The 22,662-nt window shown below is 50.5% G+C and carries 22 protein-coding genes and 1 tRNA gene; 11 read left to right on the top strand and 12 right to left on the bottom strand.

Annotated elements, in window-relative coordinates:
* Positions 1–78: 78 nt before the first annotated feature.
* The 9 genes from ACVBEF_RS13105 to ACVBEF_RS13065 all read right to left on the bottom strand — a co-directional run bounded on the left by ACVBEF_RS13105 (position 79) and on the right by ACVBEF_RS13065 (position 7,651).
* On the bottom strand, positions 79–1,455 hold the full coding sequence (locus tag ACVBEF_RS13105) for a Y-family DNA polymerase (RefSeq protein WP_447124390.1): 1,377 nt from the start codon (positions 1,453–1,455) through the stop codon (positions 79–81).
* 2 nt (positions 1,456–1,457) lie between these two features.
* Complete coding sequence (locus ACVBEF_RS13100; RefSeq protein WP_447124389.1) at positions 1,458–1,931, bottom strand: LexA family protein; 474 nt, start codon at positions 1,929–1,931, stop codon at positions 1,458–1,460.
* 157 nt (positions 1,932–2,088) lie between these two features.
* The gene (locus ACVBEF_RS13095) at positions 2,089–2,505 is read right to left on the bottom strand and encodes an SRPBCC domain-containing protein (RefSeq protein WP_447124388.1); all 417 of its coding nucleotides are present in this window, start codon (positions 2,503–2,505) and stop codon (positions 2,089–2,091) included.
* A gap of 287 nt (positions 2,506–2,792) precedes the next feature.
* Positions 2,793–2,882: transfer RNA gene (locus ACVBEF_RS13090), tRNA-Ser, on the bottom strand.
* Between the two features lie 99 nt (positions 2,883–2,981).
* Complete coding sequence (gene hemW / locus ACVBEF_RS13085; protein ID WP_447124387.1) at positions 2,982–4,247, bottom strand: radical SAM family heme chaperone HemW; 1,266 nt, start codon at positions 4,245–4,247, stop codon at positions 2,982–2,984.
* A complete protein-coding gene (gene rdgB / locus ACVBEF_RS13080; RefSeq protein ID WP_447124386.1) occupies positions 4,244–4,828 on the bottom strand; it encodes an RdgB/HAM1 family non-canonical purine NTP pyrophosphatase in 585 nt (194 codons plus the stop codon). The genes hemW and rdgB overlap by 4 nt, the downstream gene beginning before the upstream one ends.
* Before the next feature lie 62 nt (positions 4,829–4,890).
* Entirely contained in the window at positions 4,891–5,637 is a 747-nt protein-coding gene (rph, locus tag ACVBEF_RS13075; RefSeq protein ID WP_447124385.1) for a ribonuclease PH, read from the bottom strand.
* A 2-nt stretch (positions 5,638–5,639) separates the two neighbouring features.
* On the bottom strand, positions 5,640–6,605 hold the full coding sequence (locus ACVBEF_RS13070) for a PP2C family protein-serine/threonine phosphatase (protein ID WP_447124384.1): 966 nt from the start codon (positions 6,603–6,605) through the stop codon (positions 5,640–5,642).
* Between the two features lie 26 nt (positions 6,606–6,631).
* A complete protein-coding gene (locus tag ACVBEF_RS13065; protein WP_447124383.1) occupies positions 6,632–7,651 on the bottom strand; it encodes a serine/threonine protein kinase in 1,020 nt (339 codons plus the stop codon).
* An 84-nt stretch (positions 7,652–7,735) separates the two neighbouring features.
* Between ACVBEF_RS13065 and ACVBEF_RS13060 the strand changes: the two genes are divergently transcribed.
* A complete protein-coding gene (locus ACVBEF_RS13060) occupies positions 7,736–8,662 on the top strand; it encodes a YicC/YloC family endoribonuclease (protein WP_447124382.1) in 927 nt (308 codons plus the stop codon).
* A gap of 92 nt (positions 8,663–8,754) precedes the next feature.
* Here ACVBEF_RS13060 and ACVBEF_RS13055 read toward each other — a convergent pair whose 3' ends face one another.
* The 3 genes from ACVBEF_RS13055 to ACVBEF_RS13045 form a co-directional block, all read right to left on the bottom strand.
* Positions 8,755–9,162, bottom strand: coding sequence for a lysozyme inhibitor LprI family protein (locus ACVBEF_RS13055; protein WP_447124381.1), 408 nt, complete (start codon positions 9,160–9,162; stop codon positions 8,755–8,757).
* A gap of 82 nt (positions 9,163–9,244) precedes the next feature.
* The gene (locus ACVBEF_RS13050; protein WP_447124380.1) at positions 9,245–10,555 is read right to left on the bottom strand and encodes a homoserine dehydrogenase; all 1,311 of its coding nucleotides are present in this window, start codon (positions 10,553–10,555) and stop codon (positions 9,245–9,247) included.
* Positions 10,556–10,686: 131 nt separating this feature from the next.
* Entirely contained in the window at positions 10,687–11,916 is a 1,230-nt protein-coding gene (locus ACVBEF_RS13045) for a pyridoxal phosphate-dependent aminotransferase (RefSeq protein ID WP_447124379.1), read from the bottom strand.
* 243 nt (positions 11,917–12,159) lie between these two features.
* Here ACVBEF_RS13045 and ACVBEF_RS13040 point away from each other — a divergent pair, with 243 nt between their 5' ends.
* From ACVBEF_RS13040 to ACVBEF_RS12995, 10 genes are all read left to right on the top strand, one after another.
* Entirely contained in the window at positions 12,160–12,576 is a 417-nt protein-coding gene (locus tag ACVBEF_RS13040) for an Mth938-like domain-containing protein (protein ID WP_447124378.1), read from the top strand.
* The gene (locus tag ACVBEF_RS13035) at positions 12,569–14,332 is read left to right on the top strand and encodes a glycosyltransferase family 39 protein (protein WP_447124377.1); all 1,764 of its coding nucleotides are present in this window, start codon (positions 12,569–12,571) and stop codon (positions 14,330–14,332) included. The genes ACVBEF_RS13040 and ACVBEF_RS13035 overlap by 8 nt, the downstream gene beginning before the upstream one ends.
* Before the next feature lie 11 nt (positions 14,333–14,343).
* Positions 14,344–14,715 carry an EamA family transporter gene (locus tag ACVBEF_RS13030; protein ID WP_447124376.1) on the top strand — a complete coding sequence of 124 codons (372 nt, stop codon included), beginning with the start codon at positions 14,344–14,346 and terminating at the stop codon, positions 14,713–14,715.
* 38 nt (positions 14,716–14,753) lie between these two features.
* A complete protein-coding gene (locus tag ACVBEF_RS13025; protein ID WP_447124375.1) occupies positions 14,754–15,890 on the top strand; it encodes a DegT/DnrJ/EryC1/StrS family aminotransferase in 1,137 nt (378 codons plus the stop codon).
* A 15-nt stretch (positions 15,891–15,905) separates the two neighbouring features.
* Positions 15,906–16,862 (top strand): glycosyltransferase, encoded by a 957-nt coding sequence (locus ACVBEF_RS13020; RefSeq protein WP_447124374.1) that lies wholly within the window; start codon positions 15,906–15,908, stop codon positions 16,860–16,862.
* The gene (locus ACVBEF_RS13015) at positions 16,859–17,752 is read left to right on the top strand and encodes a formyltransferase (RefSeq protein ID WP_447124373.1); all 894 of its coding nucleotides are present in this window, start codon (positions 16,859–16,861) and stop codon (positions 17,750–17,752) included. Before ACVBEF_RS13020 ends, ACVBEF_RS13015 begins: the two co-directional genes overlap by 4 nt.
* A gap of 133 nt (positions 17,753–17,885) precedes the next feature.
* Positions 17,886–18,944 (top strand): bifunctional UDP-4-keto-pentose/UDP-xylose synthase, encoded by a 1,059-nt coding sequence (locus ACVBEF_RS13010; protein ID WP_447124372.1) that lies wholly within the window; start codon positions 17,886–17,888, stop codon positions 18,942–18,944.
* A gap of 139 nt (positions 18,945–19,083) precedes the next feature.
* Positions 19,084–20,046 (top strand): polysaccharide deacetylase family protein, encoded by a 963-nt coding sequence (locus ACVBEF_RS13005; protein ID WP_447124371.1) that lies wholly within the window; start codon positions 19,084–19,086, stop codon positions 20,044–20,046.
* Positions 20,047–20,092: 46 nt separating this feature from the next.
* Positions 20,093–20,569, top strand: a complete 477-nt coding sequence (locus ACVBEF_RS13000; RefSeq protein ID WP_447124370.1) for a peroxiredoxin — start codon at positions 20,093–20,095, stop codon at positions 20,567–20,569.
* A 253-nt stretch (positions 20,570–20,822) separates the two neighbouring features.
* Complete coding sequence (locus tag ACVBEF_RS12995; protein WP_447124369.1) at positions 20,823–22,553, top strand: PhoH family protein; 1,731 nt, start codon at positions 20,823–20,825, stop codon at positions 22,551–22,553.
* Positions 22,554–22,662: the final 109 nt, after the last annotated feature.

Raw genomic sequence — 22,662 nt, 5'->3', positions numbered from 1 at the left:
TCATTCCGGAACCGTGCCAATTCTTTAAGCCTGAGAGTCAACGCTGGCGCGGTCTTCGCGTTTGTTGTGGGAATGATTCTACATCTTGCCGGTACTTTCTGCAGGGCATTTTTTTATGAAAGTTATGCATGAACTTCTGCTTGAGTTATGGTGATTATGCTGATTTAATTTCGGCAATTCATCCCAATTAGTAGTATATCGAGCCGTCCTATACTCAAACCGCGCAATCCAGCGCCCCAATCCACTAGCAGAACCCAGTTGAACGGTATCTCTTCCATACCGCACATTCAGCCCATCCAACGCCGCCATCACAGCAGACGAATACTTTGTGTCAGATACACCGTCGAACAAACTTCCCTGCCCAATCACCCTGGAACGCAAATCCATCAGCACCACCCCTGCCTTTTTGTACTGAAATCCCTCCCGAAATACACGCTTTAATCCATACAGCGCCAACCCCGTCAGCACCCGCAAATCATCCGACGGCTCCGCTAGCGGCACGGTCATGCCGTTGTTGTATTGCGGCTCATCGAATCGAAAGCGATCGGTTTCAATAAAAACGTGAAGCGCTCCGCATACCGATTTTTGTCCGCGCAGCTTCTCGGTCGCCCGGGCCATGTACAACGACACTGCTTCCTCCAACTCCCGAATAGTCATAACGGTCGCACCGAAGGAGCGTGAGGACACTATCTGTTTGCGTGGTGGCGAAATCTCTTCTAATGCCAGGCAAGAGACGCCGCGTAATTCGTTGCAGGTACGCTCCATCACCACACCGAATTGTTCGCGCAGTACTTTTGGGGACGCTGTGCGTAGTTTTTGGGCAGTATCGATCTGCATGACGCGCAGTCGATCGCTGATCTTTCTGCCAACGCCCCACACTTCGTCGACGTCGATATGACTCAGCAGTGCATCGATCTCATCGCTATGCATGCCGGTGAGATCGCACACGCTGTTGTAAGGAGGCTGCTTTTTGGCGATGTGGTTAGCCATCTTAGCCAGCGTTTTTGTGTTGCCGACGCCGACGCAGACGGGTAACCCGGTCCACTGTTTGACTCGGTGCCGGATCGCTTGCCCCATATCGGTCAGGCTGGGCCACAGCCCGCTCATACCATTGAGGCTGAGAAAGGATTCATCGATGGAATAGACCTCAACCTCCGGACTGTAATCGCGCAGAATAGTCATGACGCGGTTACTCATATCGGCATAGAGCGTGTAGTTGGAGGACAGCGCAATGATGCCGTGCTTGCGCGCCATGTCTTGCAACTGAAACCACGGCGTCGCCATTTTGATGCCGAGTGCCTTGACCTCATTTGAGCGCGCCACTGCCATGCCGTCGTTATTCGATAAAACAACGACCGGCTTTCCTTCCAGGCGGGGATTAAACACCCGTTCGCAACTGACATAGAAATTGTTGACATCAACCAGCGCGAACAACTGGTTAGTGGGGCTGCTCATGATCAGACGGTAATCTTGCGCACGACAGCGGCGACGACGCCCCAGATGTGTAGATCGTCGTCTTCGCTTATCCGAATGACTTTGTAGGTGGAGTTTTCGGGACGCAACTCGACTACGCCGCGCCATCGATAGAGGCGTTTCAAGGTGAATTCATTGCTGATGACGGCGACGACGATATGACCGTGTTTGGGTTCGACGGAACGATCGACCAAAACCCGGTCACCATTGAGAATACCCGCGCCGATCATGCTATCGCCTTCGACCGTGAAGTAGAACGAGGCCGCTTTGTGTTTGACCAGATAGTCATTGAGATCGAGGCCGTCTTCGATATAGTCGGCGGCCGGCGATGGGAATCCGGCCGGGACTTTATCGAGGAACAAGGGGATGGAGCAGACCGGAGGCACTTGGGCCACTGTTAGTGGGAATTGTGCCAGGCCTGCAGGAATGCGTGGTTTGTTGCTACTGAGAATGTTCATGGCCTGTCTTATATACTGTATTTATATACAGTATAGTAGGCCTTTCTATTCGACTTGATATACCGATTTGTATGGTTACAACGTCTTGAAATATATATTTAATGCTTGCCATATCTGAAAAGCATTTCTCGGTTTAATCTTTGTTGGGCTTTAGTTGTTACGCTGTGCCGCATTGCCGTTCGACGTATCGGGCGAAGCGATCAATGACGGTTTGCCATTCTGAGCGTTGCTGATCTTCAGGAAGCTTTGAGTCGGCGTCGAAGGCCTGACGAATAGTGACGCCAGTATCAGTTTCAATAAACGCTAAGCGAACCATGCGGTCTTCGTCCGTCTGAAATTCAATTAGTCGGTTTAGCTCGATTTGCGTGTAGGTGGCGGCGAAGTCGAATCCCATACCGCCGTCATTGGATTCAATGCGTAGCAATAGTTTTCCGCCAACCTTTAGGTCGTTCGATGCCCAGGTGGTGTGCCACTCATCAGACGCGTCCCATTGCACGATGTCGTCGGGATTGTTGAAGGCTCGCCAAGTGTCAGCGATGGGGGCGGTAACGAACGTTTCGATAGTGATGTTCATAATGTTATGTCCATTCGGTGTTAGGTTAGTACTCTGCGGTGCAAGGCTACTTAAACGGAATGGCCGCGATTGGCCGAAAGCTACGCTTCGCCAGATGAATGGAGGTAATCTAGAAATGACCATAGCCAAATAAATGGGCTAGTTTTTTGACATCTGGCGAACGCAATAAGGGATCAACTTGTAGTGAGTTGCGGAAATGATTTATTGGAATGTAGCCTGAAGGAAGTAACAAATAGGCCGTACAAAAACAAAAAAGCCCTGAAAAATCAGGGCTTTATGTTTCAAACTGGCGGAAGCGGTGAGATTCGAACTCACGAACGGGATAAACCGTCGCTAGTTTTCAAGACTAGTGCCTTCAACCACTCGGCCACACTTCCAGAGTGGCGAATTATACATAAGTCGAACTAAATTGACGATACCTGTATGAAAATTATCTGCATTTATTAGCTTTTGGCAGTTTGGCGTCGTTAATCCCGTCAATCCAGTAAAAACATTTGTTGTAAATCATTCAAAAAGCGTTCGCCCAGTGCGGTGGGCTTGATCAATTTGTGATCGCGGTATAACAAGCCTTTTGCTTCTGCGTCGTTCAACGATTTTTCTATCATGTTGAGGGACATCCCTGTGCGTTCGGCAAATAGATTGACTTCGAAGCCGCCATTCAGACGCAAGGCGTTGAGCATGAATTCAAAGCCAAGTTCGCCGCGTTCGATTTCGTTTTCTTCCTGCACCACATTGCCGAGCCGGGTTTGTTCCAGATAGGCTTTGGGTTGCTTGTAGCGCATTTGCCGGATGACGCGATGGGGGAACGATATTTTGGAGTGCGCGCCTGCGCCTATGCCCAGATAGTCGCCGAATTGCCAGTAATTCAAATTATGACGCGCTTGCCGACCCGGTTGGGCGTAGGCGGATACTTCGTAATGACCGTAGCCAGCCTCGGAGGTCAGCGCGGCGATCATGTCTTGCATTTCGGCGCTGTCATCGTCGTCCGGGACTTGGGGCGGAAATTTGGCGAACCAGGTGTTCGGTTCCAGTGTCAGGTGATACATCGATAAATGCGGTGGCGCAAAGCTGATCGCTGTGGCGGCATCTTGACGTGCCTCTTCCAGCGTTTGGCCCGGTAGCGCGTACATCAGATCAAGGTTGAAGTTATCGAATGTATGTTGCGCGATCTCTACCGCGCGGCGTGCTTCGCCATCGTCGTGGATGCGTCCTAGAGCTTGCAGGTGACGGCCGTTGAAACTTTGAATGCCGATGGATAAACGATTGATGCCACTGGCCCGATAGGATTTGAATTTTTCGACTTCGAACGTCCCGGGATTGGCTTCCATCGTGATCTCAGCGGCACCATCTAACGGCAGCAAGGCGCGGATATCCGACATTAACCGATCCAGTCCGGCGGCCGACATCAGGCTGGGAGTTCCGCCGCCGATGAAGATTGAGTAGACTTTGCGACCCCAAATCAACGGTAAAGCGTTTTCCAGATCGGCGCGTAATGCGTCGAGATATTCTTCCTCGGGAAAGCCGCCCTTCGCTTCATGCGAATTGAAATCGCAATAAGGACATTTTTTGACGCACCAAGGGAAATGCACGTAGAGCGACAACGGGGGCAGCGCGCTCAGATTCAATGCCCCCGGCTTCAGATACGCAAGTGCAGCTTGTGCTGCACCATCCAGCGTTTCAACCGGTTGATTTGCCCGGGCTTTATTGTCGGGCTTGCTACTGATCAGTTTGATCGGAATCATGAGAATTTTTTAACCAGGGCACGTAACGCTTGCCCGCGATGTGAGATGGCGTTTTTTTCAGCAGAGGTAAGTTCTGCGGCAGTTTTTCCTAACGCTGGCAGTAGAAAATGGGCGTCGTAACCGAAGCCACTTTCGCCACGCGGTTCGGCGATGATTTCGCCGTGCCAGCTACCGTCTGCGATAACCGGCTGAGGATCGTCGGCATGCCGGACGAACACCAATACACAGTAATAATAGGCTGATTTATCTACATGGTTAGCAACGTCGGCCACCAGCTTGCGATTGTTATTGGCGTCCGATTTGGGCTCACCTGCGTAGCGAGCGGATAACACGCCGGGTGCGCCTTGCAAGGCGTTGACGCAGACGCCGGAGTCGTCAGCTAGCGCGGGCTTTCCAGTGAGGCGAGCGGCGTGACGCGCTTTGGTCAAGGCGTTTTCAAGGAAGGTCAAATACGGCTCATCGGCCTCAGGGACATTGAATTCGCCTTGCGGGTGCACATCAAAACCGACAGGGGCGAGCATTTGACCGAATTCTTTTAATTTACCAGGGTTGTTCGATGCCAAAACCAGAGTACGCAACATAGATAGATAACTCAAAACAGAAGGAAAAAAGGCGTCACTTTAGCGCCGCCTGAAGTTGTTGTTTACGCTGGCAAGCCCAAAACCTGACGTTGCAACGCGATCAATTGGCCGATACCGATTTGCGCCAGATCGAGCAAACTGTTGAGGGTCGGGCGATCAAACGCGACACCTTCTGCGGTCCCCTGCACTTCCACAAAATGTCCTGCATCGGTCATGACGACATTCATGTCCGTGTCGCAACCCGAGTCTTCAACATAGTCTAAATCCAACACCGGTGTGCCTTGAAACACGCCAACGGAAATCGCGGCGACAAAATGCTTCAACGGCATTGCGGCAATTGCTTTGCTATCGAGCAAGGTGGAAAACGCATCATAGGCCGCGACCATCGCGCCGGTAATCGCTGCTGTACGCGTACCGCCATCGGCTTGGATGACGTCGCAATCGAGATGTAGCGTGCGCTCACCGAATGCTTCCAGATCAAAGGCTGCGCGCAGGGAGCGACCGATCAGACGTTGGATTTCTTGCGTACGGCCCGATTGTTTGCCACGCGCAGCTTCGCGGTCCATGCGAGTGTTGGTTGAACGCGGCAGCATGCCGTATTCGGCAGTTAGCCAGCCCTGCCCTTTGCCTTTTAAGAAACCGGGCACTTTGTCAGACAAACTGGCGGTGCAAATGACTTTGGTGTCGCCAAATTCAATGAGTACCGAGCCTTCGGCATGCTTGGTGTAGTTACGGGTCAAGCGCACTGGGCGTAAAGCATCGGCGGAACGGCCGCCAGGGCGTGTAAATAAACTTGGAGCTGACAACATTGTTATTCCTTGAAATGGGGTGTGGCTGAGAGATTGTTGGTCACCGCCGTCGATTTTTCTATCGCGCCGCGAATGTCGTTGATGGCTTTCTCTATATCCTCATCGGTCAATATGTCGGTCATTGCGTTGATTTCTGAGGCGAGATTTTGTGAGGACTGAATTGTGGTCGTCAAGCACCCAATTGGCAAGATGTGCGTAACGATGGAACTGGCCGGATCGTCAATGTTGCTGTCGCTTTCCCACGCCATCGCTAAAGCGGTCACATTATCGCTGTTTTTGCCAGCGATACCGACGGCACTGCTAATTAACTCCGGCACGGCACGTACAACCGTATTATTTTGCAGACGCTGTGCCAGGTCGTGGTCTGGCAGCATCGACCATAAACCATCCGAACATAGCAAAATCACATCCCCGGCTTGCAAGCTGGCGCGCCGCGAAAGTTCGACCATGGGGAGGTTGTCTGCACCGAGGCAATTGAATAATTGATTGCGCTCAGGATGCGTGGTGCGCTCCGAGGGATCAGCACGGCCTTGTGCTATGAGTGTTTCGATGCGGGAATGATCGCGCGTGCGTGCCAGAATTTGGCCCTGACGCATCCAGTAAAGTCGCGAATCCCCGCAGTGCGCCCACCATGCGCTGTTGTGTTGAATCAGGCAAGCGACCACTGTGGTGCGCGGGGTTTCCGATAAATTGTGGGTTTCACGATAACGATGAATGGCCATGTGCGCGGCAAGAAAGCTGTCTTCCAGAAACAGTTCCGGCTTTTTGATATACGGCTGGGCATTTTGCTGAAACAGCGAGCCGATGGTTTGCAGGGCGACGCTGGCTGCAATTTCGCCATGTAAATGACCGCCCAGGCCATCGGTTAATAAGAGTAGCAAAGCATCGCGCGTAAAGCTATAGCCCATGCGGTCTTGATTAACTTTGCGCCCACCGATATGACTTTGTTGAAAAACTGAGAATCGCATACTTGCTCACGGGGTTAGATCAATGATTATTGTGTATTTTCCTGAATCGTATTCTCAGGAGCAGGCGTTTTGCGACGAAATCGGAACGCTACATGGGTAAAGAGTAGCTTGCGGAATGCGCGTGAAATGCTATCCAACAACCGTACTTTTTCTTCATGTATCGGCGCCATCAACGCACGTTGTAACGCAAACACGCTTTGCGGTCGTTGCAACGGATCGATCATCAAACTCCAGCGTACTACTTGAATCAATTCTGGGGAATATAACCCTTCCAGATTGCGAAAATGGCTCTCCATTTTGTCGCTGGTCTTGCGCTGATCGACCGGCTGAGGCGGTGCGCCGACCATGCAGGCAAAGATGGAAGCGCCGATGCTGTAAATATCCGTCCACGGTCCCAGATTGCCGTTCTTTTCGTATAATTCCGGCGCTGCAAAACCGGGCGTATACATGGGATATAACTTGGGTAAATCAGTGCGCAGCGTTTGTCGGGCAGCGCCGAAATCGAGCAAAATGGGTGTGCCGTCTGCACGCAAATAGATGTTCGCCGGTTTCAGGTCCAGATGCAGCAATTTATGGGTATGGACTTCACGCAAACCGTTCATTACCAGCCGGAACATTTTGCGGATGAATTTTTCTGAAATTAACGGCTTGTCGCCTTTGTCACGACGCCGCAAAATATGCTCCTGCAATGAACGTCCGGATTCATACGCCATCACCATATAGACGGTATCGTTGGCGCGAAAAAAATTCAGAACACGGACCACATTTGGATGAGAAATATGGGCCAGTGCGCGCCCTTCCTCAAAGAAACATTTCAGCCCGATTCTGAAAATAGGTAGATTTTCTGGTGGAATCGCAGGCGCTAATTCGCCCCACTGGCGCAGTGCCAGCGAACTTGGCAGATACTCTTTTATCGCCACCGCGTTGCCGTCGTCGTCATGGGCCAGATAGACAATACTGAACCCGCCCGAGGCAATCTTCTTTACAATGCGATATCCCGCGATTTTCAACCCGTCAGGCAGTGGAGCATTGTTTTGTGTGGCCATACTTCTAAGCCTTATCAGAGTAGTTTTTTTCTAAGATTGTCTTGATAAATCGCCAAATTGTAAAGAACAAACAAAGGACGTATTTTGACTATTTGCAGCATGACCGGCTATGCCGTCAATACCCATCAAAGCGCCGCTGGTACGATCACCATTGAACTGAAAAGTGTCAATTCGCGGTTTCTGGATTTGCAATTTCGCATCAATGACGATCTGCGCGCGCTCGAACCGGCTTTGCGTGAAGCGATCATGGGAGCAATTAGCCGTGGCAAAGTTGAATGCCGATTGAGTTTTGGACGTAAAGTCGCCAGCGACAGCAACCAGACATTAAATACCGCTTTACTTGCATCACTGGCGCAATTACAAGCGACGGTGCAGACGCAATTTGGTGAGGCACCGCCACTTTCCGTTGGCGAGTTATTGCGCTGGCCGGGCGTGATCGAAGAAGCCGTGATCAGTCAGGACACGCTGCAAGCGGATGTGCAGACCACCATGACGGCCACCCTCGCCGCCTTTGTCGAGTCGCGTGCCCGTGAAGGTGCGGCCTTGTCGGCGACGATTGTTGCCCGTATTGATGCCATGGAAACGATAGTCCAGCGCATTACGCCGTTGGTGCCGCAGGTCATCGCACAATTCCAACAGAAGGCTATTGCTCGCATGCAAGAGGCGCTAGGTCTGGCGCAGCCGGATGCTAACAATAATGCTGCGACAACGGATCGCAGTTTGTCGCGTGACGAAGCAATGGATCGCATTCGGCAGGAAGTGACGTTGTATGGAATCCGCATCGATATCGCTGAAGAGCTATCGCGGCTCGGTGCACATTTGACGGAAACGCGTCATATCTTGAAAAAAGGCGGTCAGGTCGGCAAGCGCCTCGATTTCATGATGCAGGAACTCAATCGTGAAGCTAATACGGTTGGCTCCAAAGCGGCTATCAAGGAACTTGCGGATGCATCTATGGAGCTGAAATTATTGATCGATCAGATGCGGGAGCAGGTCCAGAATCTGGAATAGTTCTGAGACGCAACTCAAACATCAAAAAGCGACTCGCTCATGCGTAGTTGCTTTTTTATTGGTTGCTTCAGACGACATTCGATGCCGCTGATTTATTTGGAATGGTATTCATCCCCTGCACCAAACGCTTCCAGGCTTTTCGTCCGTTCTTTAGTATGTTCCGTCATGCAACTCAGGTAGGCAATGTTGCGTATCGAGCCGCCTTCGTTGAAAGCATAAACGGCCTTGCAATCATTTTCCCGGAAGGTCACCCAGGCGCGTTGCGCAGTGATTAAGTATTGCTTGATTGCGACATTGTTGCTATCGGGCACATTTTTTTGGGCAAGCCGTTTGAGTAGTGCTTGATAAGACTGATTAAGATGGCGGTCGCCTTGCTCAAACTGTTTCTGACCGCATTCATTAATCTCAATCGTGTTGCGTTGTGTTACGCAAGGATCATCCGTTTGTGCAAAAGCGGTCAGTGGCAACAGACCAAGCAAACCTATTAGTAATTTATGCATACGACTCCACTGAGTTGCGTTAACCAATTCGCAAAAAGGGCCAGCAAAATGGCCGGCCCTTTTACTGTGTACCAAATACGCCTTAATTCAACTCTTCGAGTCGAATCTTCGTCACATTGCCAACGACCGTGGCTAATGCTTCAATTTTTGTGATGGCGGCTTCGACATTTTTCTCTTGCGTCTGATGCGTGAGCATAATGATATCGGTGCAGGTTTCGCCTTCAGCCGGTTCTTTTTGCAGCATCGCATTAATCGAAATCGACGAGTCGGCCAAAATATGCGTCACAGCGGCTAGCACACCCGGTTGATCGGTGACGCGCATACGTAGATAGTAGCTAGTCGTGATTTCAGCCATCGGCAAAATCTCGATATCGGTCATTGCATCGGGTTGGAACGCCAGATGCGGGACGCGATGTTCAGGGTCCGCCGTCGCCAGGCGGGTGATATCGACCAGATCGGCTATCACTGCTGAAGCTGTTGGCTCGGCACCAGCGCCCTTGCCGTAATACAACGTTTCGCCCACTGCGTCGCCGCGTACCAACACGGCATTCATCGCGCCTTCAACGTTAGCAATCAGGCGGCTTGCCGGGACCAGCGTTGGATGCACGCGCAACTCAATACCTGCTTCGGTACGCTTGGTGATACCGAGTAATTTGATGCGATAACCGAGTTGTTCTGCGTAGCGAATATCGGTTGCTTGCAGCTTGGTAATGCCTTCGACATGCGCCTTGGCAAACTGCACCGGAATACCGAAAGCGATCGCGGCCATGATGGTCAACTTGTGCGCGGCGTCAACGCCTTCAATATCGAAAGTCGGATCGGCTTCGGCGTAACCCAGACGTTGCGCTTCTTTGAGCACAACTTCAAAGTCCAATCCTTTATCACGCATTTCCGACAGAATGAAGTTGGTGGTACCGTTGATGATGCCGGCGATCCATTCAATTCGATTGGCCGTGAGGCCTTCGCGCAGCGCTTTGATGATCGGAATGCCACCAGCGACAGCGGCCTCGAAAGCGACGATGACGCCTTTTTCCTGGGCGGCTTTGAATATCTCGTTGCCGTGCGTGGCGATGAGCGCTTTGTTGGCGGTGACCACGTGCTTGCCATTGGCAATGGCCTTCAAAACCAGATCCTTGGCTAAGCCGTAGCCGCCGATGAGCTCAATAACAATATCGATGTCTGGGTGATTGACGACCAGGTTAGCGTCGTTGACGACTTCAACTTCGCCGCGGGTCAATTGTTTGGCGCGTTCGATATTCAAGTCGGCGACCATCGTAATTTCAATGCCACGTCCGGCACGGGCCGCGATCTCCTGCTGATTGCGCTTCAAAACGTCGTACGTACCGGCACCAACCGTACCGATGCCAAGCAAACCTACTTTGATGGATTTCATGATTTCTGCTATCTGTAAAAAAATACTGCTGTCGAAATAGGCTTCACACTATCTCGACACTGTGAGCTGATGCTCAACTATTAACGAAAGTGACCATATAAACTTATCAATAAAATATTGAAGTGAAACTTTTAAAGCGTCCCGTGCCGCTTGCGATATCCCTCAAGAAAGTGGGCAATCCGACCGACGGATACTTCCAGATCATCTGTGTTAGGCAAAAACACGACGCGGAAATGGTCTTGCGTGGGGCAATTGAAACCGGTTCCCTGCACAATTAAGACCCGCTCTTCGGCCAATAGCTGATAGGCGAAATCCTGATCATCGGCAATCGGATAAATATGCGGATCAAGCCGTGGAAACATATACAGGGCGGCTTTTGGCTTAACGCATGTGACGCCGGGGATATCGGTCAACAATTTGTAGGCTAGATCACGCTGGCGGGTTAAACGACCATTGGGTGCGACCAAATCCTTGATACTTTGATAGCCACCGAGCGCTGTTTGAATCGCATACTGGCCCGGCGCGTTGGCACATAAACGCATCGATGCCAACATGTTGAGGCCCTCGATATAACTTTTTGCGTGTCGTTTCTCGCCGGATACGACCATCCATCCCGCCCGATAGCCACACGAACGGTAGTTTTTCGACAGGCCGTTGAAGGTGATAAATAGCACATCGTCCGCCAGCGAGGCGATCGACGTATGGATTTGACCGTCGTACAACACTTTGTCGTAAATTTCATCGGCAAAGATAATCAACTGATGTTCACGGGCCAGGTTGACGATCTCTTGTAACAAGCTATCGGGATATAAGGCACCGGTCGGATTGTTCGGATTAATCACGACAATCGCACGCGTGTTGGCGTTGATTTTGCTTTTGATGTCGGCGATATCAGGAAACCAATCGGCCTGTTCATCGCAAATATAGTGACGCGGCGTGCCACCTGAGAGGCTGACTGCCGCAGTCCACAAAGGATAATCAGGGGCTGGCACCAGGACTTCGTCACCGGTATTGAGCAAGGCATTCATGCTCATTACTATCAGTTCTGAGGCACCGTTACCGAGATAAATATCATCGATGGTGACGCCCTGAATATTCTTTTGCTGGGTGTAGTGCATTACCGACTTGCGTGGCGCAAACATGCCTTTGGAGTCCGTGTAACCGGCGGCGTTGCCCATGTTGCGGATCATATCTTGCACGATTTCATCCGGCGGCTCGAAACCAAACACGGCCAGATTACCGATGTTCAGTTTGATGATCTTATGGCCCTCTTCTTCCATTTGCCGGGCTTTTTCCAGCACAGGTCCACGGATGTCGTAACAGACATCGTCCAGTTTTTTTGATTTTTGAATTGGTCGCACTGGGTAATCCTTGTTGTTTGATGTCAAATTAACATCCGTGCATGGGACTAAGAAAGCCAGCCATTTTGCCGAAAGCGTGCAGCTTTATCAATCAAATTATCAGGTAATAGCGCTTCGGCACCGACGGAAAACGCTACAATGCAGCACTTTATTTTCCTTTTTACGGGAATTGGCGGCTGCCAACGCTGTATTTGCACGTTTTAGCACGTTTTGCGCACAGCCCATCACGCGGAGAATCAGTCTATGAAGCTGCACCACACCTCGACACAACAATACCAAACCGTGACCGCTTATGACGACGATGGCGTGGACATCAATGCGCTCCGTTTTAATTACAGCCTGCTGGTCTTGCCAGAGTCTCCACCGGTCGCATGGCCTGTTCGCAGTTTTGAGCGACTAGACCCGGAGCACTTTGCCCATATCGCCAGCACAGTTCCTGACGTCGTCATACTGGGCACCGGTAAACGCCAGCGTTTTGTTCATCCAAAATTAACAACGATACTGACCGCACGGCGTATCGGTGTTGAGTGCATGGACAATCAAGCAGCCTGCCGTACTTACAATATTTTGATGGCAGAGGGCCGCAAGGTTGCGCTGGCATTGATTTTTGACACTACGGACCCGACCTCCCCACCTAAGGAAATCGCTCAAGATGCGTGAATTGCATAAATCTAAGACCTTTGTATGGGTCCTGTTTCTCCTGTTTTGTATTATTTGGTTCTACATGCTGGGCGCACGCACCTTAGTCCCTACCGACGAAGGACGTTACGCCGAAATGGCGCGTGAGATGGTCGCAACGGGCGACTGGATCACGCTGCGGTTAAATGGCATCAAATATTTCGAGAAACCGCCGTTGCAAACCTGGATGAATGCGTTGACCTTCGAGTTATTTGGTCTGGGTGAATGGCAAGCGCGGTTGTGGACGGGTTTATGTGGCTTGCTGGGCGTAGTGCTAGTTGCATTTACCGGCCGTAAAGTATTTTCCGCACGCGTCGGTTTTTTTGCCGCATTGGTCTTGGGATCGAGTTTTCTTTGGGCTGGCCTTAGCCACATCAATACACTCGATACTGGTCTGGCCGGGATGATGACACTGTCGCTGGCGGGCTTGCTGCTGGCGCAACGCAGCGAAGCAAATGCAACTGAGCAACGTAACTGGATGCTGGTCTGCTGGGCTGGTATGGCGTTAGCTGTCTTGTCTAAAGGACTGATCGGTATCGTTCTGCCTGGCGCGGTGTTAGTGCTTTACACCCTCTTTTCCCGCGACTGGTCTATCTGGAAGCGTCTGCATTTGATCAAGGGATTAGTGTTGTTCTTTGTCATTACGACGCCTTGGTTTGTGCTGATTACTTTGAAAAATCCGGAATTCCCGCAGTTCTTTTTCATTCACGAACACTTTCAGCGCTTCACCAGCAAGATCCATAGCCGGTATGGCCCACCTTACTATTTCATACCAATTTTGTTGCTCGGCATCATTCCTTGGCTAGGTGTTTTGTTTCAGAGTTTGTGGAATGGCGCGCATGAGCGCAACGCATCAGCTGGTTTTCAGCCGAAAAAAATGCTGCTGATCTGGACCGTGTTTATTTTCGTCTTTTTTAGTATTTCCGACTCAAAACTGCCGTCATATATCTTGCCTATTTTCCCGTCGCTAGCGTTGCTCATCGCTTGTCATCTGGATAAAGCATCCAACAAAGCCATCAATGCCTCGGCGGCGCTGTTGCTCATTCCGGGCGCGATCGGTGTTGCACTGGCGTGGAAAATTCCTTCGCTGGCGAAAGACGCTTACTCGCTACCTTTGATGACAGCGCACGTCCCGTGGGTCTTTGCTGCTTCCGTGATCGCTTGTATTGGTGCTATCGCCGCCATGTTGCTGTCGCGCCGCCAAAAAGAATGGGCGATTGTGGCACTGGCTGCCAGTGGCTTTATTGGTGGACAAGTGCTGATGTACGGACACGATCCGCAAGGTCGTTACTCTGCCGGTATTGATATGGTGCCAGCGATCCAGGCTGAGTTGACGCCTGAGACGCCGCTTTACGTCGTAGGTAAGTATGAACAGGCACTGCCGTTCTACCTGCGTCGCACCATGATTATGGTGCAGCATATGGACGAACTCGAGTTCGGCCTGAAGCAGGAACCACAATTGTGGATTCCGACGATTGATGCGTTTGCCGTGAAATGGACCGCCGATCATGCTGCCGATAAGAAAGATGTGGCGATTATGCGTCCGGAAAATTATGTTGATCTGCAAAAGCGTGGCTTGCCGATGCGGGTTATCGCGCAAGATCCGCGCCGCGTGGTGGTGACCAACGCTATGCTTAAGCCGGGAGAAAAATCTACCGGAGCAATGCAGACGCCAGAGGATGCGCCAAAACCCGCCTCATCCACATCTGACGCTGCACCTTCAGCGTTAGTCAAATAGGAAGCAAGCCTGTGACTCTCACCACCTTCGGCTTTATCCTGACCGGTGTTTTTCTTAACGCATTGGCGCAATTGCTACTCAAAGCGGGCACCAATGCGGTCGGGGCGATCCATTTGACTAGTGAGAACTGGTTCGCCATCGGCATTAAATTGATCACGCAATGGCCTATTCTTGGCGGTCTGACCTGCTATGTCATTTCAGTCGGGGTCTGGATCATTGGCCTCTCGCGTGTGGATGTGACGATTGCCTATCCCTTGCTGTCGCTGGGTTACATCGTCAGCGCGATCGGGGCCTGGTACTTTTTGGGTGAAGCTATTTCGGCGCAACGCATCATGGCAATTGGCGTGATTATCGTTGGCGTGGTGTTGCTCACCCGTAGCTGAACTTTTCTGACAATTTATACATTTCGGTGATATTTTTTATGAGCCAACAACCATTTCTTCCGTTTTCCAAGCCGACTATCGATGAAGACACCATCGCCGCCGTCGGCGATGTACTGCGCTCCGGCTGGATCACCAGCGGCCCTAAAGTGCAGGCTTTTGAAAGCCAGTTATCTACCTATTTTGGCGGTCGTCCCGTGCGCACGTTTAATTCCGGTACGTGCACGATGGAAATTGCCTTGCGTATTGCTGGCATCGGCCCGGGTGATGAAGTCATCACCACGCCCATTTCCTGGGTTGCTACTGCCAACGTCATTATTGAAACCGGGGCCACGCCGGTATTTGCCGATATCGATCCGCTTACGCACAATATCGATCTCGATAAGCTCGAAGCCGCCATTACACCGCGTACCAAAGCGATTATTCCAGTTTATCTGGCCGGTTTGCCGGTGGACATGGATCGCCTGTATGCCATTGCTAAAAAGCATAATTTGCGTGTCGTAGAAGATGCAGCGCAAGCGCTCGGTTCCTCTTGGAAAGGTCAGCACATCGGCGCGTTTGGGGATTTTGTTTCCTTCAGCTTTCAGGCCAACAAAAATATCACCTCTGCTGAAGGCGGTTGTCTTGTCTTGAATAACGCTGAAGAAGCCCTGTTGGCTGAAAAGTATCGTCTGCAAGGCGTCAGTCGAACGGGCTTTGATGGCATCGATGTTGACGTCCTTGGCGGCAAGTTCAATATGACCGATATCGCCGCGGCAATCGGACTTGGTCAGTTCGCGCATATCGACACTATTACTGCGCATCGACGCGCATTGGCGCAGCATTACTTTGCCTGTTTCGGTAACGATTTCACCGCAAAATATGGTGCTGAATTGCCGGTCGCAGATTTTGAGAATAGTAACTGGCATCTGTTCCAGTTAATCCTGCCAGAACGCACTGACGGCAAGCCTGCGCGTGCGACATTCATGGAGCAAATGCAGGCGCTTGGCGTCGGTGTTGGGTACCACTATGCGCCGATACATTTGTTTTCCATGTACCGTGCGCGTGGTTTTAAAGAAGGCATGTTTCCGGTGTCGGAGCGGATTGGTCGGTTGATTGTGACGCTTCCGATGTTCAATGCGATGACAATTGGCGATGTTGAACGTGCCGTGGACGCGGTAAAATCCGTCCTTAAATAAATTTGCAAGAGATTCATGAAACCAGAACTCACCGTCGTCATCCCGGTTTATAACGAAGAATCCGGTCTCGCCCAACTATTTGCGCGCCTCTATCCGGCGCTCGATGCACTCGGCACTTCTTACGAAATCATCTTCGTCAACGATGGCAGTCGCGATAACTCAGCGGCTGTGTTAGCAGATCAGTTTCGCCTTCGCCCGGATGTCACCCGCGTAGTATTGTTTAATGGCAACTTTGGTCAGCACATGGCGATTTTGTCCGGCTTTGAAAACAGTCGCGGCAACATCATCGTGACCCTGGACGCCGACCTGCAAAACCCACCGGAAGAAATCGGCAATCTGGTCGCCAAAATACGCGAGGGCTATGACTATGTTGGCTCGATCCGTCGCGAACGCCAGGATTCAGCGTGGCGCACCATCGCCTCCAAGATAATGAACCGCTTCCGTGAAAAAATTACCCATATCAAAATGACCGATCAGGGCAATATGCTGCGCGCCTATGGCCGCAATGTGGTTGATCTGATTAATCAATGCAAAGAGGTCAATACTTACGTCCCCGCGTTGGCCTATACTTTTGCGCGCAAGCAGACTGAAATCATCGTTGAGCATGAAGAACGTTCGGCGGGTGAATCGAAATACTCGCTCTACAGCCTGATCCGACTGAACTTTGATCTGGTGACCGGGTTTTCGTTAGTCCCGTTGCAGCTCTTCTCGCTGGCCGGGATCGTACTGGCTTTTGGTTCTGCAGCATTATTCATTTTGCTGCTGGTGCGACGCTTTTTATTTGGGGCTGAAGTTCAAGGTCTATTTACCCTGTTTGCGATTAATTTTTTCCTGATGGGCGTGATCTTGTTCGGTATCGGCTTGGTTGGCGAATACGTCGGCAGAATTTATCAGCAAGTGCGCGCGCGGCCCCGTTATGTGGTGCAAGCGGTACTCGAACAATCATTTGCTGAAGACAAGGACGCTTCATGAAGGCGGTGGTCTTTGCGTATCACAACGTTGGCGTGCGCTGTCTGAAGGTATTACTGGCACGCGGAGTCGATGTTGCATTGGTGGTCAGCCATGAAGATAATCCGCAGGAAACGATCTGGTTCGACTCAGTTGCCGCTTTATGTCGTGAACACGGCATTCCAGTCGTTACCTCAGTTGACCAGGCCAGTCCTGAAATGCTGGCGACAATAACGGCTTTACAGCCCGACTTTATTTTCAGTTTTTATTATCGAAATATGCTGCCCGGTAATGTGCTGGCGTTGGCAAAACATGGTGCCTTCAACATGCATGGCTCGTTGTTGCCAAAATACCGTGGTCGCGTCCCGATCAACTGGGCGGTTCTGCATGGCGAAACTGAAACCGGTGCGACACTGCACGAAATGACCATCAAGCCCGATGCTGGCGCTATCGTTGCCCAAACATCCGTTCCGATTTTGCCCGACGATACGGCGCACGAAGTATTCAGTAAAGTCGTCGTTGCCGCAGAGCAAACACTGTGGCGTGCGCTACCGGCAATGCTGGCTGGCAAAACACCTAGATTTCCAAACGATCTGGCACAGGGCAGCTATTTTGGCGGTCGCAAGCCTGAAGATGGCAAGATCGACTGGCACCAAAGCGCACAGGCAGTCTACAACCTGTATCGTGCAGTAGCCCCACCCTACCCCGGCGCATGGACGATCATAGACAACGTTACTTTAGTGGTGGAAAATGCACGGTTATCCGATATCTGTATGCCACAATTGCCTATCGGCTTGGCAGTAGTGGATAATTCTATTTTTGGCGTGTGTGGCGACGGTCATGCGCTGTCCATCAAGCGCTTGTCGGCGGATGGGAAAATAGTGTCCGCAGAGATGCTCAAGGCAATGCTTTGATAAACACAAACAAATATACCAATAGTGTCATTGTCTTTTTAAGATAACCAGATAATTGAAAAATTACGGGTGCTTGAGATTTCGATCCGCACCAAATATCAATCCAGAACGACAACCTACACGCGATCTCATTATGAAAAAAGTCCTTATTCTCGGCGTCAACGGCTTCATCGGCCATCACCTTTCCAAGCGCATCCTCGACACTACCGACTGGCACGTCTACGGTATGGACATGATGACAGACCGCATTCAGGACCTGCTGGATAACGAAGATTACAAATCGCGCATGCACTTCTTTGAAGGCGATATCACAATCAATAAAGAGTGGGTTGAATACCACGTCAAAAAATGTGACGTCATCCTGCCCTTGGTTGCCATCGCCACGCCATCGACTTATGTAAAAAAACCGTTGCGCGTCTTTGAACTTGATTTCGAAGCCAATCTGCCCATCGTTCGCTCTGCCGCAAAATATGGCAAACATCTGGTCTTCCCTTCGACCTCAGAAGTCTATGGCATGTGCCACGATGATGAGTTTGATCCTGAAGAATCCGAACTGATTTGCGGTCCGATTAACAAGCCACGCTGGATTTATTCCTGTGCCAAGCAATTGATGGATCGCGTAATCTGGGGTTATGGCATGGAAGAAGGCCTTAACTTCACGCTATTTCGTCCATTCAACTGGATTGGTGCTGGTCTCGATTCGATCCATACTCCGAAAGAAGGCAGTTCACGCGTCGTGACCCAATTCTTCGGACACATTGTGCGGGGCGAAAACATTTCATTGGTCGATGGCGGTCAGCAAAAACGTGCTTTCACTTATATCGATGACGGTATCGATGCGCTCATCAAGATTATCGCCAACAAAGACGGTATTGCCAGCGGCAAGATCTACAACATTGGCAACCCGGTCAACAATTTCTCGATCCGAGATTTGGCTGACATGATGCTCAAACTGGCAGCGGAATATCCTGAATACGCGACTTCGGCAAAGGACGTCAATATTCTTGAAACAACTTCGGCTGCGTACTACGGCAAGGGCTATCAGGACGTGCAAAATCGCGTACCAAAAATTACCAATACTTGCGATGAGTTGAATTGGCAACCGACTACCAATATGGCCGACACATTACGCAATATTTTCGATGCGTATCGTGGGCAGGTAGCGCAGGCACGTGCATTGATGGACGAATGAATTAGGGATACATAACGTAAAAGGCGGAGTTAATTCCGCCTTTTTTATCGTCGTTCTATAGTTATATAGCCCTACAGCTCTATAGCATGATCCCTCCCCGTACTCGGCGATAACACTCACTTTCAGGTAGCAACCGACCTTGCCTCTACTCACCCTAAAAATCGACGCTGACACCTATCGCGGCACGCGCGAAGGCGTACCCAATCTGGTGCGCATCCTGACCAAATATCAGGCTCGTGCGACGTTTCTGTTCTCACTTGGACCTGACCACACCGGCTGGGCATTGAAACAGGTTTTCCGTCCCGGATTCTTCAAAAAAGTGTCGCGTACATCGGTCGTTGAGCACTACGGATTGAAAACATTGATGTACGGCGTTCTGCTGCCGGCTCCGGATATCGGGAAAACCTGCGCCAGCTATATGCAAGCAGTTCAGGTCGCAGGCTTTGAGTGCGGCATTCACACCTGGGATCATCGGGTCTGGCAAGACCATGTAAGACAGCGCGATGCGGCGTGGACGCAGGCGACTATGCAACGTTCATTCGACCGATTCACCAGCATCTTCGGTGTCACGCCTAAAACGCATGGCGCAGCTGGCTGGCAAATGAACCCGCATGCATTCGAACAACTTGAGACATTCAAGATGGCCTATTCGTCCGATGGCCGCGCGATGCTCAACGATTCTGGTGCTTTGGTCGATCAGACCGCTGGTCCCCATCGTTTAACTGTGCATGGCAAAACATTGCCCTGCATTCAGTTACCAACAACGCTGCCGACCCTGGACGAATTACTTGGACGCACTTTTAATGGTGTCGAGCTCAATATGTCCAATATTGCCGCGCATATTTTGGCCTTGACGGCTACACCAAGGGATCACGTATTTACCTTGCATGCAGAGCTTGAAGGTCAAAAACTCGCCCCAATATTTGAACAATTGTTACAAGGCTGGCGTGCGCAAGGTTACGATCTTGTTTCGATGGAAGATTATTATCAGCACATCAAAGATCGGGTTTTGCCGACATTGCCGTTAGCGTGGGCGGAATTGCCGGGGCGCTCCGGCGACATGATCATGCAAGTCAGCGAAGGGTTAAAGCAAGCTCTCTGATCTGGTCATTTTTTATCTATTTCATTTAGCGAACAGGAACATTAAAGTGACAGATCAAGCATCGATTATTAACATGACTGTGCCCGACTTTTCTGCTGCCATGACTGGCGATCAGACTTTTACATTGTCCGATTTTCGCGGCAAAAATCTGGTGCTCTATTTTTATCCCAAAGACAATACCCCCGGCTGCACCACTGAAGCGATCCAGTTTCGCGATCTCTATTCTGAGTTTCAGGAGAGTAATACGTTTATTTTCGGAATCAGCCGCGACAGTATGCGTTCGCATGAAAACTTCAAGGCTAAGCTTGGGATGCCGTTCGAGTTGATTTCAGATCCAGATGAGACTCTGTGCGCCATGTTTAATGTCATGAAACTTAAAAACATGTACGGCAAACAAGTTCGCGGTATCGAGCGCAGCACGTTTATGATTGACGCTGCCGGTACATTGGTGAAAGAATGGCGTGGTGTAAAGGTGCCTGGGCACGTTGCGGATATATTGGATTTTGTGAAGACTGTTAATTGAGTTCTAAGTCATTGAAATCTAAAAAATTAATTTCTGGAAAGCCGTTTGAGCATAAGGTCTTTGACCTTCTCAAACGGCTTTTTTGCTTTTCAGCTTAACGATCTCAGAATATCGATTGATCATTTTTATACCTCTTTTGTTGTTTTTATGTTTGTTGCCTGGCTTGGTCAGATTCGTGCTTTACTTGTTTCATTTAGAAATACGCAATCGCGACTGAAAGCACACTTTTTTCATCCCTAGAGCGAGGTTTTTTATGCCCCTACCAAAACTACCGACCAAACCCGCTGCCCTACTCTCCGTTCAGGACTATCCAAAAGCGGAAGCAGGCAAAATCGTCAAACCCCGTATCGCCATTGTTGAACCAGTTACGCGCACTGCGCCCCGTTCTGCCCCTGCTTTGACTACGCCAAAACAGAAAACTGCGCCGCAAGCGCGTCATAAACCTGTAGAAGAGCGCATCGTTGAGAGCCGCAAGACGGATAAAGCGCCGAACGACAACCCACGCTCCGTCATCGATAAAACCGCTAAACCAGTAGATCGCCCAAAATCGAGCACCAGCCGTGCCGCTGACAAATCCGGCGTGACCAAACTATTCGTACTCGATACCAACGTATTGATGCACGACCCAAGCTCGTTGTTCCGCTTTGAAGAGCACGACATTTACCTGCCGATGGTGACGTTGGAAGAGCTCGATAACCATAAAAAAGGCATGACGGAAGTTGCGCGTAATGCTCGTCAGGTGTCACGTTCGCTCGATGCATTATTGGGTGATGTGGGTGACGATCAGATTGATCACGGCATTCTTTTGTCTAAACTGGGCAACAAAGATGCTAAAGGTCGGCTGTTCTTCCAGACTAAACTGCAAAATGGTGTCCTGCCGGAAGGCTTGCCCGTCGGCAAGGCCGATAATCAGATTCTTGGTGTCGTTCGTGCGCTGGAAACGGACTCGCCAGGCCGTCCGGTGGTATTGGTGTCCAAAGACATCAATATGCGTATCAAAGCCCGCGCTATGGGTTTGCCAGCAGAGGATTACTTCAATGATCACGTATTGGAAGATACCGATCTGCTGTATTCCGGCATCCAGCAATTACCAGATGACTTTTGGGTTAAGCACGGCAAAGGCATTGAATCCTGGCAAGAAAACAAACTCGGTACAGGCTACACTTTTTATCGTCTGACTGGCCCTTTAGTTCCCTCGCTTCTGGTCAATCAGTTCGTTTTCATTGAGCCAAAAAACGGCGAGCCTGCGTTGTACGGCCAGATTACGCAAATCAATGGGAAAACGGCGGTACTGCAAACCCTACGTGACTATGCCCATAACAAAAATAGTGTATGGGGCGTAACAGCCCGGAACCGTGAGCAAAACTTTGCGTTGAATTTGCTCATGAATCCTGAGTGTGATTTCGTCACATTGTTAGGTCAGGCTGGTACCGGCAAGACGTTGCTGGCCTTAGCCGCTGGACTGGCGCAGGTACTGGAAACTAAAACGTATAACGAAATCATCGTTACCCGTGTCACCGTGCCAGTCGGTGAAGACATTGGTTTTCTGCCGGGTACCGAAGAAGAAAAGATGGGGCCGTGGATGGGGGCTTTCGACGACAATCTCGAAGTACTCAATAAATCTGACTCGGATGCGGGTGAATGGGGGCGTGCCGCGACGCAGGATTTGATTCGCTCGAAAATCAAGATCAAATCACTCAATTTCATGCGCGGTCGCACTTTTGTTAACAAGTTTTTGATCATTGATGAAGCCCAAAACTTGACGCCTAAGCAAGTCAAGACCTTGGTAACACGCGCAGGTCCGGGTACAAAAATCATTTGCCTTGGCAATATCGCGCAGATTGATACGCCATATCTGACCGAAGGTTCCAGTGGCCTGACCTACGTTGTCGATCGTTTCAAAGGCTGGTCACACAGCGGACACGTAACATTAGCGCGTGGCGAACGATCGCGTTTGGCTGATCATGCGAGTGAAGTACTCTGATGATCTGAGGCGCGTCGGCTGGTTTTGACGCTTAACAGCGCGCCAAATGTAAAAGGAAAAAAAAAAAAAAAAAAAAAAAAAAAAAAAAAAAAAAAAAAAAAAAAAAAAA

The organism is Glaciimonas sp. GG7 (assembly GCF_052976905.1).
Note: the sequence above shows the minus strand (reverse complement) of the source record. Positions and strands in the feature narration are given on the sequence as shown.

Excerpts from the sequence above, each read along its gene's own strand:
- ACVBEF_RS13105 (WP_447124390.1), bottom strand. The coding sequence starts at position 1,455 with ATGAGCAGCCCCACTAACCAGTTGTTCGCGCTGGTTGATGTCAACAAT.
- ACVBEF_RS13100 (WP_447124389.1), bottom strand. The coding sequence starts at position 1,931 with ATGAACATTCTCAGTAGCAACAAACCACGCATTCCTGCAGGCCTGGCA.
- ACVBEF_RS13095 (WP_447124388.1), bottom strand. The coding sequence starts at position 2,505 with ATGAACATCACTATCGAAACGTTCGTTACCGCCCCCATCGCTGACACT.
- hemW (WP_447124387.1), bottom strand. The coding sequence starts at position 4,247 with ATGATTCCGATCAAACTGATCAGTAGCAAGCCCGACAATAAAGCCCGG.
- rdgB (WP_447124386.1), bottom strand. The coding sequence starts at position 4,828 with ATGTTGCGTACTCTGGTTTTGGCATCGAACAACCCTGGTAAATTAAAA.
- rph (WP_447124385.1), bottom strand. The coding sequence starts at position 5,637 with ATGTTGTCAGCTCCAAGTTTATTTACACGCCCTGGCGGCCGTTCCGCC.
- ACVBEF_RS13070 (WP_447124384.1), bottom strand. The coding sequence starts at position 6,605 with ATGCGATTCTCAGTTTTTCAACAAAGTCATATCGGTGGGCGCAAAGTT.
- ACVBEF_RS13065 (WP_447124383.1), bottom strand. The coding sequence starts at position 7,651 with ATGGCCACACAAAACAATGCTCCACTGCCTGACGGGTTGAAAATCGCG.
- ACVBEF_RS13055 (WP_447124381.1), bottom strand. The coding sequence starts at position 9,162 with ATGCATAAATTACTAATAGGTTTGCTTGGTCTGTTGCCACTGACCGCT.
- ACVBEF_RS13050 (WP_447124380.1), bottom strand. The coding sequence starts at position 10,555 with ATGAAATCCATCAAAGTAGGTTTGCTTGGCATCGGTACGGTTGGTGCC.
- ACVBEF_RS13040 (WP_447124378.1), top strand. The coding sequence starts at position 12,160 with ATGAAGCTGCACCACACCTCGACACAACAATACCAAACCGTGACCGCT.
- ACVBEF_RS13035 (WP_447124377.1), top strand. The coding sequence starts at position 12,569 with ATGCGTGAATTGCATAAATCTAAGACCTTTGTATGGGTCCTGTTTCTC.
- ACVBEF_RS13025 (WP_447124375.1), top strand. The coding sequence starts at position 14,754 with ATGAGCCAACAACCATTTCTTCCGTTTTCCAAGCCGACTATCGATGAA.
- ACVBEF_RS13020 (WP_447124374.1), top strand. The coding sequence starts at position 15,906 with ATGAAACCAGAACTCACCGTCGTCATCCCGGTTTATAACGAAGAATCC.
- ACVBEF_RS13015 (WP_447124373.1), top strand. The coding sequence starts at position 16,859 with ATGAAGGCGGTGGTCTTTGCGTATCACAACGTTGGCGTGCGCTGTCTG.
- ACVBEF_RS13010 (WP_447124372.1), top strand. The coding sequence starts at position 17,886 with ATGAAAAAAGTCCTTATTCTCGGCGTCAACGGCTTCATCGGCCATCAC.
- ACVBEF_RS12995 (WP_447124369.1), top strand. The coding sequence starts at position 20,823 with ATGCCCCTACCAAAACTACCGACCAAACCCGCTGCCCTACTCTCCGTT.